The following is a 17,024-nucleotide window of genomic DNA, read 5'->3' as shown; positions in this document are numbered from 1 at the left end:
ATGCCGAAGTGGCTGCGCGCAGCTGGCGCCGTGCTGGTGGCCACAGTGATGGTGTGCGGCTCCGGGGGGCTCGCCGCGGCGGTGCATCCCCCGGAAGTTCCCCCGGGTCCGGCTCCACCTGATCCGCCTCCGGGTCCGGATCAGCCGATGCGTCAGATCGCCGCCTGCACGCTGACCGGCGTGTTACCCGGTACCGATCTGCGTGAGCTGCCCGCCGCGCTGCAGCTGATGAATATGCCGGCGGCGTGGAAGGAATCCACGGGCGCAGGGGTGGTGGTCGGCATCATCGACACCGGTGTGGCCGCCCAGCCGCGGCTGCCGCATCTGGTGGCTGGCGGTGACTACGTGATGGGACGCTACGGCGATGGCCTGTCGGACTGCGACGGTCATGGCACCGTCATCGCGTCGCTGATCGGGGCGGCGCCCTCCGGTGCGCCGTTGCCGATCGAACCGGGCGGGGCGCTGCCAGCGCCGCCTCCGCCGGCAGCACCGGCCCCCCAACCAATCCCGCCCCCGGCGCCGCCGCCGACGGTAACGATAACCCAGACGGTGAGCCCGCCACCAGCACCGCCGCCGGCCCCACCAGATGAACCCGCGTGGGGATCGGGCGGCCCTGTGGTCGCAGGCCCCGGCAGGGCGCCCTCGGCGCCCCCGCCCGGCGGCGGCAGTGACGGGCTGATCGGGGTGGCCCCCGATGCGGTGTTGGTGTCGATTCGCCAGACCGCGCAAACCTTCGGCCTCGTCGACCCGGGGTATTCCGAACACCCTGAAGACATCCGGCGCGCCGGTGATATCAATTCGCTGGCACGCGCGGTGGTGCACGCGGCCAACTTGGGCGTCAAAGTGATCAACATCAGCGTGGTGTCCTGTATTGCGGCGGCCAAGCCGCAGGATCAAAGCGCGCTGGGGGCGGCGCTGCGGTATGCCGCCGTCGAGCGCGACGTCGTCATCGTCTCTGCGGCCGGCAACCTCTCCGCGCAGGGCTGCAATGTGCAAAACCCCAGCCCGGTACCGGCGAACCGTGCCGATCCGCTGGGCTGGGACCTGGTGAACACCATCGTTACCCCCGGCTGGTTCGCCGATTACGTGTTGACGGTCTCAGCCACCGACGCCAGCGGCGTGCCGCTGACCGGACAGGGCGCCTCGGTGCACGGGCCGTGGGTGGGTTTGGCCGCTCCTGGAACCGACATCGTCGGGTTGGGCACCAACGCTGAGGTGATCAACGGCTCGGTGGACGATGACAAGCTGCACGCTCTTGCCGGCAGCTCGTTCGCCTCGGCCTTCGTTGCCGGGACCGCCGCACTGGTGCGCGCGAAATTCCCTAACCTGACTGCTTATCAGGTCATCCACCGGTTGCAGGCCACCGCCCATCCGCCCGCTGGCGGGCGTGACACGGTGGTCGGCTATGGCGTGATCGATCCGACTGCGGCGCTGACGTGGGATGTTGCGCCCGGGCCGGTGCTGGCCCCAGGAGTGGTACGCGCACCACTGGTGCTGCCTGCGCCCCCGCCGCAACGCGATCCGTTGCCCGGCTGGGTCGCAGGGTCGATTGCCGGTGTCGCGGCGGCGGCCGTGGTAGGCACCGCAACGGTGCTGGCGGTACGGCGGCGCAGGAGCGCACCGTGAAACAGCCACTTATCCGGGCGCGGGTGCAGATTGGGGCGCTGCTGGCCGCTGAGGTCGTCGCGGTCGCGGTGGCGCTGCTGCTGGTGCTCGGCGGCGCCGCGCCTTCGGTGGCTGGGGCTGTCGGCGCGGCGGCGGGCGTGTCGTGCTGTGTGTTGACGACCTCGGGATTGACGGCATGGCAATGGGCGCAATTGGGGGTGCGCTGGGTGGGCCAGCGCGAGCATCGGCTCGCTGTCGTGGAGAAACGAAACCAGGCTCAAGACCGCAGGGATGCCGATGTTGAAGAGTGAACACCGGGGCTCGGCTGGCTGGCGTGGCACTGGCCGATCCGGTGAGGTGGTGTTGCGCACACCGTCGGATGTGTCGGTGGACGGCACTACGGCCGGGGTGGTGGTTGAACGGCACACGGTGGCCACGATGATCTCGGTGTGGGGCATCGCGTATGTGCCGACTGTGCTGCACGCGAGCCGTGCACAGACCTTGAATACGTTGCCTATCTCGGTGATTGCATCGCAAATGCAGCGGCACGGCTTAGGCGTGGACGTGGATGTCATCTGCGAGGGGCGCCGCACCGCCCGCGACAATTACGCGGACTTGTATCAAACGTTTTTGGGAGGACGACCGGCAGCGGGCCAGCGCAGCACCACATTGCTGGTGCGCATGGATGCCCGCGCCCGCGACACCGTGTCGGGCCTGATGTGGCGCCGCGATAGCGTAGCGGGCGCGGTTGCGGCCACTCGGCGCATCGCGCGCGCATTGAACCAAGCCGGTTGCCGCGCGCAGGTGTTAACCAGCGCCCAGATCCGCGAAGCCACGATCGCTGGACTGGGCGGGCGAGACGGCGTTGCTTGCACCTACCGCGATCAGTGGACCCGGCTGCGCACCGGCAAAGGTTTCGTAACCAGCTACTTCTTCAGCGGGCAAGACGTGAACGCCGATGCGCTGAATGAGGTGTGGTCCTATCCGGCCGACCACACCACCTTGGTGGTCACGTTGCGCCGCCACGGCAACCAGGGTGTGCGGGCTGGGGCGATGGTGCGGCTGCGTACGGTGCAGCCTTTGGCCAGTTCGCCCGCCGTGATCTTGAACAGGTTGACTGGGCGGCAGTGGGACGCGATCGCGTTGACGCTGCCGGGCAGCCGCAGGCTCGCCTTGCCTGGGGTGCCCGTCGACACCGATCTGGATGGCGCGGTTGCGGTGGGATCGTCGGGGGTCTTGTTGGGCAAGGTTGCCGGCGGGACGTTCGACGATGCGATGCTGCTGATGCCGCTGTCTGATCCAGGCGGCCCGACACGGATCGCGCTGCGCGCCGATGACGACAAAGCGGTACGCCAGTTGATCCGACGCGCCGCGGCCGCGGGCGAACAGATTGCGGTATATGACAGTTCCGGGCGCTGGACTATGGCCGCGGGCTCACCGCGGATCTGGACCACCGACGATCTCGAGGCGACGCCGCCGGACCCGCCCACGCTGGTGGTCCATAACGGCCTAGTCAACCCGTATCCGGGAGCGCGCAGTTGTGTGGCGGTCGGCACGAAGGACTGCGGCGGCAATCCTGATATCGTCATCGAACAATCCGAGGGGCGAATCAGCCTGCAAACCAGCCGTTTTCGCACTCAGTTGAATGCCGTCACCTTCCGCAACGAGGAAGCCTACCTGCGCTGATAAGCCGGCTCGGCGATTGTAGGCGTCACGATAGACGGATCGTGTTGGAAGCCAGCATGATTAAACGATGGACACCCGTGCAAACCATATCGCCGAGTTGTCGACTGATGACGCCACACGCCGGCGCGCTGTTCGGTTCTTCTGGATAGTGCTGATCGCGGCCAGCGCGGCGTCGATCACCGGCAACGCTGTGCATGCGGCGGTCAACGCCGCCGCGGTGCCCACGGCGCTGGCCGCCGCGGTCGCTACTGCGCCACCGCTGGTGCTGCTGGCCTCCACCGAGGGGCTTTCACTGTTGATCAAGGTTCGCCGCCGGCCCTCGGTGACCTATTGGGTTGCGCTGATCATGACGATTGTGTTGGCCGCCGCGGCCTTTCGGCTCTCTTTCGACGCGTTGCGGGACCTGGCCACCCGGTGCGGAATCCGCTGCAGTTTGGCCTGGTTGTGGCCGGTTGCCGTGGACGTGACCATGACGCAGGCCACAGTGTCGCTGCTGGCCCTGACACGCACCCGTTCGCTGCCGATCCTTGCGCAGCCCCCCATGCTGGCAGACCCCGGCAGCCTCGATTGTGGTGTCGCAGCAACAACCCAGGACGTCAGGGAGCGGAGATTTTCCGGGCGTGTCAGCGAAGACCCGACCGCCGGCGAACCGATCAGAATGTCCAGTCCAGTGCCAGCCCAGCAGCAACATCAGGTTCAGGCGCAGCGAGTGGTCGCATCCAGGCGCACCAAGCAGCCCCCCGAGGTCGTGGCAGCAGTGCTCGAGCGCCACGCGGCCGGGCAGAAGGTGGCCGAGATCGGCGTGGAGTTGGATTTGCATCACTCCACCGTCAGCCGCATCATCGCCAACGCGGCACCCGCCCCCGCGTGACGCGGCGCCAGACATACTCAACGCCAAGCGGATTCGCCCGTGAAGGTAGACGACGACTATTCCGGGAGTCGATCATTCAGGCATGCCAGATGCCGAGCCTTACAGCCCCTATTGCGGCCTGATCTATAACCGGGCCAATCAGCCGGTTCGGGCCGCAAGCGCCCCTCACATTTTGATCAGTGCGCCGACGCGCACGGGCAAGACTCGCCGCATTCTGGCACCTGCCGCCGTGCTACATCCAGGTCCTGTGGTATGCGTGTCTTCCAAACCTGATCTGGCAGAACTGGTTTTAACCAAGCGCTGCGTGGGCATCACCGGCGTCATTGATCTGCGGCCTGAGCAGACCGAGGTGTGGCCGCAGACCATGCGCCGCATGGTCACTGACCCCACGCTGACGATCCATGACCCTGATGAAGCGCTGACGGTCGCCGAAACCATGTTGGCCACTTCCGGAGTCGGGTTCGGAGGCGCATCCAGCGGCATGACTGTCACGGCGGGTGGACTGTGGGAGTCCCAGGCGGCCCCGCCGCTGGCGTGTCTGCTGTATGCGGCCAGCCCGCAAGGCAATCGCAAGGGCATGGCCTGGGTTTTAGATGCGGTGCAAGACTTCGGCATCCCCGATCCGGAGGCTGATGATTCCCTCGTCGAACTTGGGCGGCCGTCTTGGCTGACCGCGTATGGTCTGTGCCCGCACCCCAAGCTGGCCAATCCGCTGCATTCGGTGATTTTGGGCATGGATTCTCGCTTGCGCGACAGCATCAAGGTCACGGTATCCAAGGCCGTAACCCCTTGGCTGCGTTTAGGATTACGCGCCGATGCCAATATCGGAGGGCTTAGCGCAGTCGAGCAGCTCGCGATTGAATCCTTCGATCCGGCCATGCTCGACGAACCCGATGCGACACTGTTCGTCATCGCCCCCAATACCGGCAGTGTCGCCGGTGCTGCAGTGGCTCTGATCGACTCGATCATCCGGCGGTTTCGCCGCAAGACGGCCAATCATCAACTCACGCACCGGCTGCTGCTTGAGCTTGACGAAGTCTGTAACTCCTGTCCGCTGCCCTTCCTGCTCACCTACGTGGGAGAATCGGCGGGGCTTGGTGTCAACCTGCTCGCCACGGTGCAGGCGTCATCACACTTCGACGTCGTCTACGGCTCGAAATACGCTGACGCGCTGCGAGATATGTTTCCTGGAACACTGATCATGTATGGCGCCCACGAGCGCCACTTGCTTGAGCAGGCATCGCATTGGCTAGGTGAAACCACACGGCGCACCGAAAGTTACGAGCCCAGCAGCGGTAGCCGAACGCTTTCCTCGCAGTTCGGCCAGATGATCGGCTGGCAAGAACTGTTGCCCCAAAGCCGAGAGGAAGCGCAACTGTTGCAGCGCGGCACCGCGGGCGAACGTGTGCAAATCCCTGACTGGGCCGAATTTCTGACGATCTTCGAACGGGCTGTTCAACGGCGAATCCAAAAGCGTGGGCGCTAAGCGCGGCACGGCCCGGGTTGGTGGCCTGATGGTCAGTCGGGCGGGTACTCGGCGACCTCTGGTCCAGCAGGTGGCGTGGTGGGGCCGCTGAGGGTGCTACCGATGACGGCGCACGCGTACCAGATGGCGACGACCGCAGCCACCGCCGCGCCGCCGATGATGGGCAGCCAGTTGATGGCCGGTGGGGTGCGGCGGCGGGTTCCGATGGAGGCAGGGATACGGCGACTCGGCAAGGGTGGTGGCGCAGGGTCGAGCACGGTCGACATCGGCAGCAGGCCCGGATCGAGTAATAGGTCGTCATCGACGTCGCCGGCTTGCGGTGTGAGCGGCCACCAATCGCTGGAACCATCCACGGCCAGCCAGCCCTCGAGCACTCCGTAGACGCCGGCCGCGACGAACGTGGCCGGCAGTTGCGCCAGGACCCACGGCAGCACCAGGGTGTGGACCAAGTCGGGGGAAGGGTCATAGAACACGAGGAGCGGCAGACCGCATGCTGCTGCCGCCCACAGCAGCGCCGCGATGGGGTATGCACGCAGGCGCTCCGGAATCAACCTCACCAGGAGGTGGTAAAACGCTTTGCCGCATGCCCAGCCCACCGGAGCGATACATGCGCAGGCGATGACCAGGGCGGACTCGGCTGATCCGGTGCTCGTCGAAGGCGTGCGAAATATCAGTTGGGGGGTGACTTGGTCGTCATGCGGGTCGGGTCGGGCCCCGACCCGGGCGCGGTCACGGGCGCGGATTGTCTTGTTCAGCAGTTCGGCGCGGCGCTTTTGAAACATGAAAACCGAGGCATGAGCGGCGATCCATGCCCGGCGCTGGGGGTCGAAGATGTCAGCTGGCATGGTGGGCCGCCTCGGGTACGAGCAGCTCGCTCAGGAGCGTTCGCACATCGCCAAGAACGCCATGACATTCGGTGATCAGAGTTTCGACGGCTTCTAAAACCACCCGCAGATGGGGGTCCTGGCGGTGGGTGCATACCGGCTTGCCGCCGTTGAGAATGGCCGCCGAGGACCCGGGCGCCCATCCCAGGGCTTCGTCGAGACGAGTCAGCGTCGACGTCGACAAGAGGCGATCACCGGCGTGTGCTTTTCGCAACGTCGAGCGGTCGGGTCCACCGCGGCGCGAAAGTTCGGCGCGGGTCATCCGCAGTAGCGCCAGTCGCTCGGAAACGTAATGATCCAGCCGCGCAGGCCCGGACGCGGGCAAAGGTGCGTTCACGCGCATCAACCTACCTATTGTCGCGCTAAATCGTCTATGAGCATGGACACAATGCGCTAAACACACCTACGGTAACCCCTACAGGCACACATATGCACCCAGGCTCCGTCGGGATTGTGCGGCAGGAAAGGGGATCGTCATGAAGGGTTTGGTCGCGTTGGCGGCGCTGGCGGCCACGGCGATTTCGATGCTGGCGGTGCTGATGATCACCGTTGTTGAGCTGGTGGTGAGGATCGCTCCGCTGCTGGTTCTCGGAGCAATTGCCCTAGCGGTGATCGTGTGCCAGCGACGTCACCGCAGCCAGGTGCCCAGTGTCAGTCCGGCACGCCTGCGCCACGGCGAGACCGGCGCGGCCCTGCCGGGCGGGACAGCGACCTCGACGGCACCGGTGGGCCTTCCACCGATGATGCGACACCGCCAACGTGTGTACGTGGTGGCCGGGAATCAGACCGGGTTGGAGTCCGTGCGCCCGGATGGGTACGTGAAAGCCTCGGCGCCGCAGTTGCCGCCCGCGCGGCCGATCGGCTCGTATCGGCGTCACCAGGGCGGACATGTTGTGCGTTTTCCGCGCCGCTCCCGCCAGACCAAGACGCGCCCGTGAGCTCGGCGAGTTCACCCGCTGGCAGGGCTATTAGGAGCACCGAGGTCGGATCACGGCAACACCAACCGCGCGAGAGGAGGAAAGCGGCGTTCCCGGCTGCTGCCAACAGCGACACGCCGCGAGTCGGATGAACGCACGCGTCAATGATCAGTGGTTGCACGGCATCGGGCTTGGCGCGCCAGCCGCCGCTCGCGCGGCTATCCCCGCCCCGAATGATGATCTGGGTGCAGGCGCGCACTCGGGCGCCGCGGTGAACCTCGACACCTCAGACGACGTGGCCTGCCCGAGCGCGGCAGGCGGCTCCGAGGGCGGTCAGGGTGCCCGCGCGGGGGAGCCGACTCTCGATGACGAGAGTGTCGAGCCGACTGCTTCTGGCGCGGCAGACGCCGATCACGATGGTGGCGCCGCCGACGACGATGACAATGCAGCTGCGCCAACACGGCCGCGCCGATTCAGCCCATGGGTCGCCGGGGTGTTCGGTGGTGCGGTCGCGCTGGCTACCGTCGTGACCGCGGTCGGCGCCAATGTGGCCGGGCGACCTGATCCCGTCACACCGCCGTCACCGGCTCGGACCAGTCTTGCTGCCCATCCCACTGCAGCCAAACCCTCTTCGGTGCCGGGTGATTCGGGTGATCAGCCGTTGCCGTTCATCGCCTCGGCTGATTGTCCACCGGGGTCCACCCCTGCTCAGTCACTCGCTGATCCAGATAAGCCCACGCCGTGGATCTGCGTCCGCCACACCGACGGCCAGCCGCTTTCGATCACGTTGGGTCCATCGGGTATGGAGCGTTCCTATGTCATCACGGCCGTAACCATCATCCCCGGCGATATCGGGCCGGCTCAAGGGTCCGTGACCCCGCCGTGGTTGCGCCATCGCGTGGTGACCCGGCTGCAATGGCAATTCAACGACACCGCGAGCACGGTACTGACGCAAAACACCGGCAACGTGCACGGCGAAGCAGTGTTGCCGGTACCGCGTATCAACGCATCCAAGATCACCGTCATCATCCAGGAGACCAGCAGGCCGCCCGCCACAGCGGTAAGCGCCACCCCCACACCGCAGGACGGGACGCCCTTCACCGATTTGTGGGGCACCACGCCGGCCAACGCCACGCCAGGGCCAACGCTGCCCGTCGGCGATCCGCAGCAAGCCGATCCCAGCGACACAACTTTTGCCGTGGGCGGCATCAAGATCATCGGCCACAGGGCGCAGTGATGGCACTCAACCGGGTATGGCAGCGACGTCTGCGAATCTCGACGCGCGGGCTGGGCCGTGTCGTGGGCGTCGTTTTAGTGCTCAGCGCGTCGATCAATGGCATAGCGCTGCTGTGGCGGTTCGCGTTTCCCGCCGCACCGCCGCCAATCGCCGCGGTGAGTCGCACCGTGATCAACGAAACCGACTCCGTGAAAGCCTTCGCTACGATCTGCCTGACCCAAATCCTGACCGGGACAGCCTCAGCGGCAGCGGATTTAGCGCGCTGCTATCCCGAAGGGCGTAAGTACACCCTGCCCACGACCACCACCATGACGGTGTCTAATCCCGTCGCGTGGGCGTCTCGGCGTGGCCCCAGCACCGGTGACATTACGGTCTATGCGGTGATGCTGGCCGTCGATGAGCAGCCCTACCCGTTGGCGCCGAAGACAACTGCGTTCTACCAGATTCCCGTCGCGGTGTATCAGCACACGGGCATGCAGGCCCTAGACCGCATCGCCCGCATCGATACACCCCCGCCGGGTGCCTATCTGCCGCTGGGTTACTCGGTGCCCCTGTCGGCGGGCTCGCCTGTGTTCACGATGCTTTCGGGGTTTGCGGCCGCGCTGCTGACCACCTCAGGTGGGTTGGAACGCTTCACCACCACCGATTCGGGCATCATCGCGGTGGCGTGCTATTCCAGCACGGTCATCACCGTGGCGCAGGCCAACACCCAGCCGGTGACCAACCCGCCGGACAACACCGAACTTGCTGTCCACGTTGATGTTTCGGCCCGAAGACCCGACTACACGCCGGTGGACCTGTCTTACTCACTGACGCTTCGCGCGCTGGGCGGCACCTGGTTCGTCGCCCAGATCGACGCGATTCCGGTTCTGGGCGATATGACTCCGACCCCGGTGCCCACCAGCGCACCAGCCTCACCACAACCCACCTCACAGAGAGAAGGTCAGCGATGATCCATTCCCTGCATGCGGCGGCTCAGGTCGCCGCGCCCACCGCGGTGCTCGCCTCCGGAGGCGGCATCATCAGCATGGCCCACCAGGTCCTTTATATCTTGCTTGGCGTTGCCGGGACTTATTTCTTGGGGTCGGGGGTGGCCCGCGGGATGAAGGAACATTGGAAACGAGGCACCGGTGCGGCGGCCTCCGCGCTGGCCGGAGGGGTGGCGCTGGCGGTGGTGGTGGCCCACGTCGTGGGGATATACCAACGCGGCAACGAGGAATTCGAAAAGCTTCCCGGCGGTGTTGGCCGGACAGGCGTTTCGGTCACGCGCGGCTGGTGAGCGCCGCGACTGTTTCACCGAAGGGCGGTGAGACTGCTGAAGTTTTCTCCGGGATCCGCGACGTCGACACGCACATCGGTGAAGTGGCTCCCGGCCAGCGCTGGCCCGGAGGCCCGTATCGGCCCGCGGAGTGGATCGCGATCGTGGCGATCGGCGGGCCCACCCTGTGGTGGATCGACGCGCACCCGGCCGGCACCACGCTGCCGGCACTGCTGACCGGGGCTGCGCTGTGTGTGATCGCTGTAGTGGCGCTGCGCCTGCTGCTCCCCAAAGGCCGCCCTCGTCTGGCCACGCGGGCGGTGTTTGTCCGCAATACCCTTGTGCCGCCGCATGTGCGAACCTCATCGCGTTGTGGGCATCGTAAGAACCAGGGCGGCTTGCGGGTCGATGAAAGCTGCGGCCCTCCTCAGCGGGTGGAAGGCAACATCGTGTTCACCGAGGGCAGGGTGTATGCCGAATACCTGCTCGACGGGCTTCCCACCCTCATGCGTTCCTACGACGCCCACATGCGGGCAGCCCAGCTGACCCGCAACTTGGGCCGGTATTTGCCGTCGGGAGCGATGCTGCGAATGGTTTTGGTAGCCGACGACAAGAACGCCACCTTGCGCAATATGGTTGGCCCCCATGCCGACAAGCCGGCGTGGGTAACCCAGTGCCGCCACTGGGATCCCATCATCGCCAACCCCGGCGCAGGCAGCGGTACCGCCGCATCCCGGGGATCGGTACGTCCGCGATTTTGGCTCACCGTGCCGGTTGATTCAGGAACACTGGGGCGCACACCGCTGGGCCAAGGCAAGCGTGCCTGGGACTGGATCAGTGGACGCGACAAAGAGTCCTCGACGTCCCTTGACCACTATCGGGCCACGGCGCGCACCATAACCGGGGCATTGCCAAACGAATTTAACGTCCGGCCCGCAAGCCCCGCCCAGATCCGCTGGTATTACACACACCGCCTCCGTTTAGGGGTCATCCGCGAACCGATACCGCCAACCGGCAGCGGCCCGGCGGCGCTGAGCGCCACCGACTTCCCCGGCGCAGCCTTCGATGAGGGCGCCAACGCTCAGCGACCCTGGTGGAGACCAAGTTTCCAGCCGCTACTGCGCGTCTATGACCCCGACACACCGGGCGGCATCGAGAGCTTTCAAACCTTTCTTACCATCGAACACTTCCCGGACACCGGGCTACGTTTCCCGCGCGCCCACTACCTGCACGCGTTGCTCAACGTGCACACCGACGCCGACATCGAGTGGACCCAGCATCTAAACATCAGGACTCCGTCCGATGCGCAAGCGATCAACTATCGCTACACCAAAAACATCAAAGACCAACGACGCCAACGCGGCCCGCGCGCCGACGAGGACGACGAACTTCCTAAAAAGCTGGCGAAAACCCGCCGCTATACCTCGCAGTTGGGGGCCAATCCCGCCGAACGCGAGCTCGACCACACGGTGATCATTGCAGTCGGCGCCCACAGCCCCGAGGCCCTCGACGAAGCTGTCAAGCAGATCCGCCAGGAGCTCGACACCGCCGGTATCGCCGTCAAACGCCGGCGCGGAGCTCAGCTGCTGTTATGGAAGGCCTTTCGCACCGGAGGCGAAATGAGCAGCCCCTTAGATGATTTCCGCAACCCGACCACCGCGCATCAGTGGTCACTGTTTTTGCCGCTGATCTCCGGTCGGGTCGGCAACCTGCGCGGAAGCCCGTTGGCGGTGGATCAGACCACGATGCGGCCCGCGGTGATCCTGCATGACCCCGAGGGCAGCGCCCGGCGCAATAAGAACACCGGGCTGGCGGTGGTCGGCGATCCCGGCGGGGGCAAGTCCAACCGCACCAAACTGTCCGCCGTTGAGCTGATTTTGCGGGGCGGGCGCGTGGTGGTGTTCGAGCCCGACACGATCGCCGAATGGGCTAAAGCCCTCAAATCGGTTCCCGGAGTGCGTTTTATCGATCCCACCGTGGGGCAGTGGTGCTTTGACCCGCTGGTCATCTGCCCCGACGCCCACGGGGCCGCGCGCCTGGCAGCAGCCCATATCCTTCCCTGGATCGGCCTACCGGCCGACAGCCTGGTGGCAAAGCGCTACCGGCGTCTGCTGCGCCCAGAAAACCGTTTCAAACACGGCATCGGCAGTCATCGCGATCTGTTGGAATACCTACGGGCCCAACCCAACTGCGACAACGACGAACTGCTGTTGCGGCTCGAGACCGCCGAAGAGGACTTTCCCGGGCTGTTCAACCCGGACCTGGCGCCGTATCGTCCGCACGACGCACCCGCAACGGTATATCTGACGGGCAATCTCGCCTTACCCGACGCCGAGGACCTCGGTAACGAACAGCTCTACCTGAAATTGAGCGGGCCGCAGCGCGCGGGAATGGCCATCTACGGGCTATTGGTCGACATCGAGCAGCAGTTCATGTTTGAGCGCCTAGACCGCTTCGATGTGATGATCTTCGAAGAATGCGCACAGCTGCTGGCCTACCCCGCGGGAGCTCGCACCGCCCATTTCATCACCCGCCGCGGCCGCAAGCATGCCACCGGCATCTGGTTCATCACCCAGGATTTTCGCGACCTGGCCCGCATGGGGGACAAGTTCGTGACGCAAAAATGGATCTTCCGAGTCCAAGATCCCGAACTGGCCTACCTCACCCTGAAATGGGCGCACATCGACCCCGACATGTACCCCGAGCTGGTGGTGACACTCAGCGAAGACACCAGCCCCGGTAACTCCCGCGACGAAGACCTTATCGATGACGTGGCCAGTGGACCACGTCTCACCGAAGCCGGCGCTGTTGATCCGCAGCGGCGCGGAGAGGGCTTTTTGGTGGACGAGTTCGGCCGCGCGGCGCGGGTGCAATTCTTCGGTGCGCCAACCGATGCCCTAGCGCGTGACCTCGACAGCACAGCCCTGGTGGCGACATGACGGGCACCGAAACCGTGGCGGCATGGCTGGCAGGCCGCCCCAACCTGCGGCGCATTGTGAAGATCATGGCCTCGGTGTACCTGCTGTGCTCGTGGGCGGTGATGACCGCGCCCAATGCTGCCGCAGACGTCGGCTCCGCCGCGATCGGTTGGACGGGCCTGCGCGACGCTGACGGTGTTCCACTTCAGTACTACTTTTTGTCGGTGGTGGACACCTCAGAAGCAATGACCAACACCGGCCAGCATGTCAGCGCAATTGATCCATCCACGTGGATGTCATGGACCGCCAAAGCAACTCAAACCGCGCTCACCCATGCCACCGAGGCGTGGTGGCTGACCAACGAGGCCGCCGCCCTAGTGTGTCTGATCGGAATAGCGTTGTGGTTCCTGCGCTTTGCGATGTCAAGTGCATGGCTGATGGCGCTCGCTCAAGTTGGGCGCCCGGTATTCGCCGCAGTCAACACGCTGGTCAACCAAATGTGGTTGGGTCCCTTGGCGCTGGCGGTGTGCGTCACGATTGCGGGGTTTCACTACATGAATGGGCGCCCCGCGCGGGCCTGGAACCTTGCCGGCACGGCAGCGGTTCTGCTGCTGGTGCTTTGGACGGTGTTCAAAGACCCGATCGACGAGCTGGTCAGCGACCACGGCGTGCTCGGAATGGGACGCGCGACGGGGTTCCAGATCGCTCAGGCAGCCCGCAACGGGTCCTATGCGCCCGGCCAGTCGTTGCAAGCTCAACTCGACGCCCTCATGGGGCAGTTGGCCTCGGCCAGTGTGCGCCCGGCATTGCAGCTACAGAATTTCGGCATGGTCGTCGACGACGTCGGCACCTGCCGGCAAGCCTGGAACCAGGCCATCATGGCGGGCCACGGCCACGGGCCAGGCCCCGCGCACGCCATGGCGACCTGCGGCGCTCCGCAGGCGCTGGCCCACGCTCAGCAGTTGGGGGCCAACGATTTTGTGCTCGGCCTGCTTCTGCTCGCGCTCGGCTTTTGGATAGGGCTATTCATTTGGTATGTCGGCATCACCACCCTGCTGGTCGGCGCCAAAGCGACCTATTACGCCATCGTCGTTGGCCCGGCGATCCTGTTAGGCATGACCGGCTGGGGACGCGCCAAAACGTTCGCGATCCGCGCCGGTACCCAGGTGTTTTTGCATGCCGCGGAAATGATCATTTTCACCACGTTTCTCGCAGTCGCCAGTGTCGGGATGGGGTGGGCACTAACGACACCGGTATTGGGACACGGCGGGCTCACCGTCGTGCCGCGCCTGATGATGGTCAGCCTCGGCTCGATCGTGGCAACCTTCTTGTTCCACTACATCGACAAACACTTCTACACCGATAGTTTGGGCACCATCGGCCACCACATCAACGCCGCGTGGCAATCCGCAAGGGGAGCGGCCAAAGCCGAATACGACGACTTCAACGCCGGGGCAGACAGGGCCCGCCGCGGCCGCGACCGCTTCCAGCAGTCGCGTTCGCGCAACGAATCCGACCAGCAGAACGGTGACGACGATTCCGCACCGCCTGAAAGCCCCGCGCAGCTCGACGTGGTCAAACCGCGACCCACTCGCCGCGCGGAGTCCATCGCCGCCGACGAGGCCGCCGCAGCCGGGCCACCCAGCGGCGCGGAGGCGGCCACGCTGGCCGCGCGCGCGGGCGCGGCCAGCGAAGCCAGCGAGGCTGTTGTCGCGGCCGAAGGCGTGGGCACCGTTGTCGCCCCCGAGGTCGTGCTTCCCGTAGCCGCGGCGGTCGCCGCTGCTCACCATCACAGCAGGGCGCGGCACCCCGAATGCGAGGCACGGCCCGCGCGCACCCAGTCGCGACCGGCCACGCCAAATAGCGACGAGGACCTAGTGGCGCGCTGGCCGGACAGCCGGGCAACCGGTGCCGAGATCCCGGTCGCGCCACGCAGGCCTTCGTCTGGCGCCCAACCCCGCGACCACCAACCGTCGCCGGCAGCAGCCAGCCAGGATCCGTTCAGCAGCGACGGTGCAGCCGGGGCAGGAGGTGGTGGGCGCAGTACCAGTCCGGCAGATGATCGCGCCCTAGAATTTCCCTCGACACCGTCTAGGCGCCACGTCGCCCCACCGAACAGCGAAAGATGACCTGCCGTGACCGCCCGCGACTATTTCGACCTCGGCATCACCCACCTGGGATTTGGCAATGGCCGCAAAGATCTTTGGGCCGCCCGCGACGCACTACGCCAAGCAACCGAGCTGGATCCCACGATGTGCGATGCGTGGATGGCCCTGGCCACCGCCGGGGACACCACCGCAGCCACGCTACGCGGCGCGTACGAGGCCCGCGCCACACTGCATCGAGAAACGCGGCGTATCGGTCTGAGCGACACCGCACTAACGCCGACCGTCTCGGCCCCGGTTCTGATCGATCTCTACCCGCACACCCCCGCAGGGATCGGCCTGGCCTACGTGGCGGCGCTGCTGCGCGACGCCGACTACGACACCGCCGAAGCCGTGCTGGACAGCATCGACCTGACGGGCGAACACCCTCAACAGGCCCAGATCCACCGCTTCCTGGGCGCAACCCTGCATCACCTGACCCGCCGCTGGTATGACGTCCTGGCCTGGACCGCACACCCGGCCAGCGACGACAACGGCATCGTTGCCGCCGCCACCCTGCTGCTCAAGGGGATCGCCCAGACGGGTCTGGGGTCATTCGATGCGGCTTTGACCACTTTGCACGCGCTGCCACGCAGCGCCCAGGCGGCGCACCTTGACCTCCAAGCCGCCGACACCCAGCGTATTTTGGCTCAGGCCGCCTTCTATCGGGGCCTCTGTGAGCGGGCACTGCACAACGAAACGGCGGCGCGCGCCGAGTTCAGCGCGGCGATTGTCGATGGCCAGGTGTGGCCCGACGCGGAGGCCGCCCTGGCCGATCCCACCTATGGGGCATTGGTGACCACTCCGGAAGCGATCACCGCGCGCGCTAACCGATGGGACCCCGACTCCGGCCCTTCCAGCGCCGATCTACGCCAGGCCGACCTGCGCCGGGCCGCACAGGGCGCGTTGGACAAAGCCCAACGCGAACTCGACGAGTTTATCGGCTTGCAGCGCGTCAAAGAACACATCAACGAGCTGAAATACGCCAAGATCTACGACCAGAAGATGGCCGAGCGCGGCGTGCAGATCGGCACGCGTGAAACCTTGCACATGACGCTGGTAGGGCCCCCCGGCACGGCCAAAACCTCCATCGCCCGGCTGATCTGTGAAATGTATTTCGGCCTCGGCATCCTCGAATCCCCGGAGTTCCTTGAGGTTTCGCGCGAACAGCTCGTCGGTGCGGTAATCGGTGAGACCGAAGCCAAGACCAGCGCAATCCTTGCAAAGGCACGCGGGCGTGCGCTATTCATCGACGAAGCACCCGAACTGTATAAGCCGGACCTCGAACGTGACTTCGGACGAATCGCCTTGAACACCATCATGAAGTTCGCCGAAGACCATCGCGACGACACCATGATCGCGCTGGCAGGCTACGCCGACCCCATGAACCTCATGCTGGCCGCCAACCCTGGCCTGCGTGGACGGTTTCCGTTCCAACTCGAATTCACATCGAACACCCCTGACGAACTTGTCGCGATCGCGCAACTGTTCGCGCGGCGCTCCCACGTCAACATTCGCCGCGAGGCGATCGAGCACCTTAGGACCGCCTTAGCGTGGCTGTGTACCACACCCAATACCGGCTCCGCAGGGGCATCGTGGCTCATCGATGTCGCGGGCAATGGTCGATTCGTACGCAGCGTTGTTGAACAGGCAACTCGAAAAGCCAAGGTGCGCAACGCCGCCGATCCCACGGTCGACCTGCTCACTGCGGACCTCGACACCATTAGTGCCATCGCCTGCTCCGATATGGAGTCAGCAATCAGAGAGGTCCTGAGCGCCAACAACATCATCACGCCGTAACTCTCCGACCGCTGATTGGGGGGTGTGTGACGCGCTCAGCCTTTTCGGTGGCACGCCTTGGAACCCGGGGTCCCGCAGCGACGGGGAAACCAGAAATCGATCCGCCTGTCAGCGCTGCAGACGCTATCGACGCGGCGGTCGCCGACAACCTCGGCGATATCGGCCACCGAACGAACCGCGATAACGACCGCTCCACTGTGAGGCCTCACGTGAATCAC

Annotated in this window: 14 protein-coding genes; 12 read left to right on the top strand and 2 right to left on the bottom strand. The window is 65.6% G+C overall.

Annotated features, from left to right (window positions below; translation table 11 throughout):
* The 5 genes from AC5Y2L_RS17510 (at position 1) to AC5Y2L_RS17490 (ending at position 5,648) form a co-directional block, all read left to right on the top strand.
* On the top strand, positions 1 to 1,626 hold the full coding sequence (locus AC5Y2L_RS17510) for a S8 family serine peptidase (RefSeq protein WP_499936980.1): 1,626 nt from the start codon (positions 1 to 3) through the stop codon (positions 1,624 to 1,626).
* A complete protein-coding gene (locus AC5Y2L_RS17505) occupies positions 1,623 to 1,916 on the top strand; it encodes a hypothetical protein (RefSeq protein WP_499936982.1) in 294 nt (97 codons plus the stop codon). Before AC5Y2L_RS17510 ends, AC5Y2L_RS17505 begins: the two co-directional genes overlap by 4 nt.
* Entirely contained in the window at positions 1,903 to 3,291 is a 1,389-nt protein-coding gene (gene eccE, locus AC5Y2L_RS17500; protein ID WP_499936983.1) for a type VII secretion protein EccE, read from the top strand. The genes AC5Y2L_RS17505 and eccE overlap by 14 nt, the downstream gene beginning before the upstream one ends.
* A gap of 67 nt (positions 3,292 to 3,358) precedes the next feature.
* The gene (locus AC5Y2L_RS17495) at positions 3,359 to 4,162 is read left to right on the top strand and encodes a DUF2637 domain-containing protein (protein WP_499936985.1); all 804 of its coding nucleotides are present in this window, start codon (positions 3,359 to 3,361) and stop codon (positions 4,160 to 4,162) included.
* 82 nt (positions 4,163 to 4,244) lie between these two features.
* Positions 4,245 to 5,648, top strand: coding sequence for a type IV secretory system conjugative DNA transfer family protein (locus AC5Y2L_RS17490; protein WP_499936986.1), 1,404 nt, complete (start codon positions 4,245 to 4,247; stop codon positions 5,646 to 5,648).
* Positions 5,649 to 5,680: 32 nt separating this feature from the next.
* On the opposite strand, the gene AC5Y2L_RS17485 is transcribed toward AC5Y2L_RS17490, so the two are convergent.
* On the bottom strand, positions 5,681 to 6,493 hold the full coding sequence (locus AC5Y2L_RS17485) for a hypothetical protein (RefSeq protein WP_499936987.1): 813 nt from the start codon (positions 6,491 to 6,493) through the stop codon (positions 5,681 to 5,683).
* Positions 6,483 to 6,869, bottom strand: coding sequence for a helix-turn-helix domain-containing protein (locus AC5Y2L_RS17480; RefSeq protein ID WP_499936989.1), 387 nt, complete (start codon positions 6,867 to 6,869; stop codon positions 6,483 to 6,485). The genes AC5Y2L_RS17485 and AC5Y2L_RS17480 overlap by 11 nt, the downstream gene beginning before the upstream one ends.
* Positions 6,870 to 7,008: 139 nt before the next feature.
* Between AC5Y2L_RS17480 and AC5Y2L_RS17475 the strand changes: the two genes are divergently transcribed.
* From AC5Y2L_RS17475 to AC5Y2L_RS17445, 7 genes are all read left to right on the top strand, one after another.
* The gene (locus tag AC5Y2L_RS17475) at positions 7,009 to 7,470 is read left to right on the top strand and encodes a hypothetical protein (RefSeq protein WP_499936990.1); all 462 of its coding nucleotides are present in this window, start codon (positions 7,009 to 7,011) and stop codon (positions 7,468 to 7,470) included.
* A 127-nt stretch (positions 7,471 to 7,597) separates the two neighbouring features.
* Complete coding sequence (locus tag AC5Y2L_RS17470; RefSeq protein WP_499936991.1) at positions 7,598 to 8,686, top strand: hypothetical protein; 1,089 nt, start codon at positions 7,598 to 7,600, stop codon at positions 8,684 to 8,686.
* Positions 8,686 to 9,639, top strand: coding sequence for a conjugal transfer protein (locus AC5Y2L_RS17465; RefSeq protein WP_499936993.1), 954 nt, complete (start codon positions 8,686 to 8,688; stop codon positions 9,637 to 9,639). The genes AC5Y2L_RS17470 and AC5Y2L_RS17465 overlap by 1 nt, the downstream gene beginning before the upstream one ends.
* Complete coding sequence (locus tag AC5Y2L_RS17460; protein ID WP_499936994.1) at positions 9,636 to 9,965, top strand: hypothetical protein; 330 nt, start codon at positions 9,636 to 9,638, stop codon at positions 9,963 to 9,965. The genes AC5Y2L_RS17465 and AC5Y2L_RS17460 overlap by 4 nt, the downstream gene beginning before the upstream one ends.
* The gene (locus tag AC5Y2L_RS17455) at positions 9,962 to 12,883 is read left to right on the top strand and encodes an ATP-binding protein (RefSeq protein WP_499936996.1); all 2,922 of its coding nucleotides are present in this window, start codon (positions 9,962 to 9,964) and stop codon (positions 12,881 to 12,883) included. Before AC5Y2L_RS17460 ends, AC5Y2L_RS17455 begins: the two co-directional genes overlap by 4 nt.
* Positions 12,880 to 14,991, top strand: a complete 2,112-nt coding sequence (locus AC5Y2L_RS17450; protein ID WP_499936997.1) for a hypothetical protein — start codon at positions 12,880 to 12,882, stop codon at positions 14,989 to 14,991. Before AC5Y2L_RS17455 ends, AC5Y2L_RS17450 begins: the two co-directional genes overlap by 4 nt.
* 6 nt (positions 14,992 to 14,997) lie before the next feature.
* Positions 14,998 to 16,806 (top strand): AAA family ATPase, encoded by a 1,809-nt coding sequence (locus AC5Y2L_RS17445; RefSeq protein WP_499936998.1) that lies wholly within the window; start codon positions 14,998 to 15,000, stop codon positions 16,804 to 16,806.
* Positions 16,807 to 17,024: the final 218 nt, after the last annotated feature.

The organism is Mycobacterium sp. NGS66 (assembly GCF_059812225.1).
This window is presented reverse-complemented; position numbering and strand designations above follow the sequence as displayed.

What these genes read in the sequence shown, in the direction of transcription:
- AC5Y2L_RS17460 (WP_499936994.1), top strand. Translation starts at nt 9,636, where the DNA reads ATGATCCATTCCCTGCATGCGGCGGCTCAGGTCGCCGCGCCCACCGCG.
- AC5Y2L_RS17485 (WP_499936987.1), bottom strand. Translation starts at nt 6,493, where the DNA reads ATGCCAGCTGACATCTTCGACCCCCAGCGCCGGGCATGGATCGCCGCT.
- AC5Y2L_RS17475 (WP_499936990.1), top strand. Translation starts at nt 7,009, where the DNA reads ATGAAGGGTTTGGTCGCGTTGGCGGCGCTGGCGGCCACGGCGATTTCG.
- AC5Y2L_RS17495 (WP_499936985.1), top strand. Translation starts at nt 3,359, where the DNA reads ATGGACACCCGTGCAAACCATATCGCCGAGTTGTCGACTGATGACGCC.
- AC5Y2L_RS17450 (WP_499936997.1), top strand. Translation starts at nt 12,880, where the DNA reads ATGACGGGCACCGAAACCGTGGCGGCATGGCTGGCAGGCCGCCCCAAC.
- AC5Y2L_RS17465 (WP_499936993.1), top strand. Translation starts at nt 8,686, where the DNA reads ATGGCACTCAACCGGGTATGGCAGCGACGTCTGCGAATCTCGACGCGC.
- AC5Y2L_RS17470 (WP_499936991.1), top strand. Translation starts at nt 7,598, where the DNA reads ATGAACGCACGCGTCAATGATCAGTGGTTGCACGGCATCGGGCTTGGC.
- AC5Y2L_RS17510 (WP_499936980.1), top strand. Translation starts at nt 1, where the DNA reads ATGCCGAAGTGGCTGCGCGCAGCTGGCGCCGTGCTGGTGGCCACAGTG.
- AC5Y2L_RS17490 (WP_499936986.1), top strand. Translation starts at nt 4,245, where the DNA reads ATGCCAGATGCCGAGCCTTACAGCCCCTATTGCGGCCTGATCTATAAC.
- eccE (WP_499936983.1), top strand. Translation starts at nt 1,903, where the DNA reads ATGTTGAAGAGTGAACACCGGGGCTCGGCTGGCTGGCGTGGCACTGGC.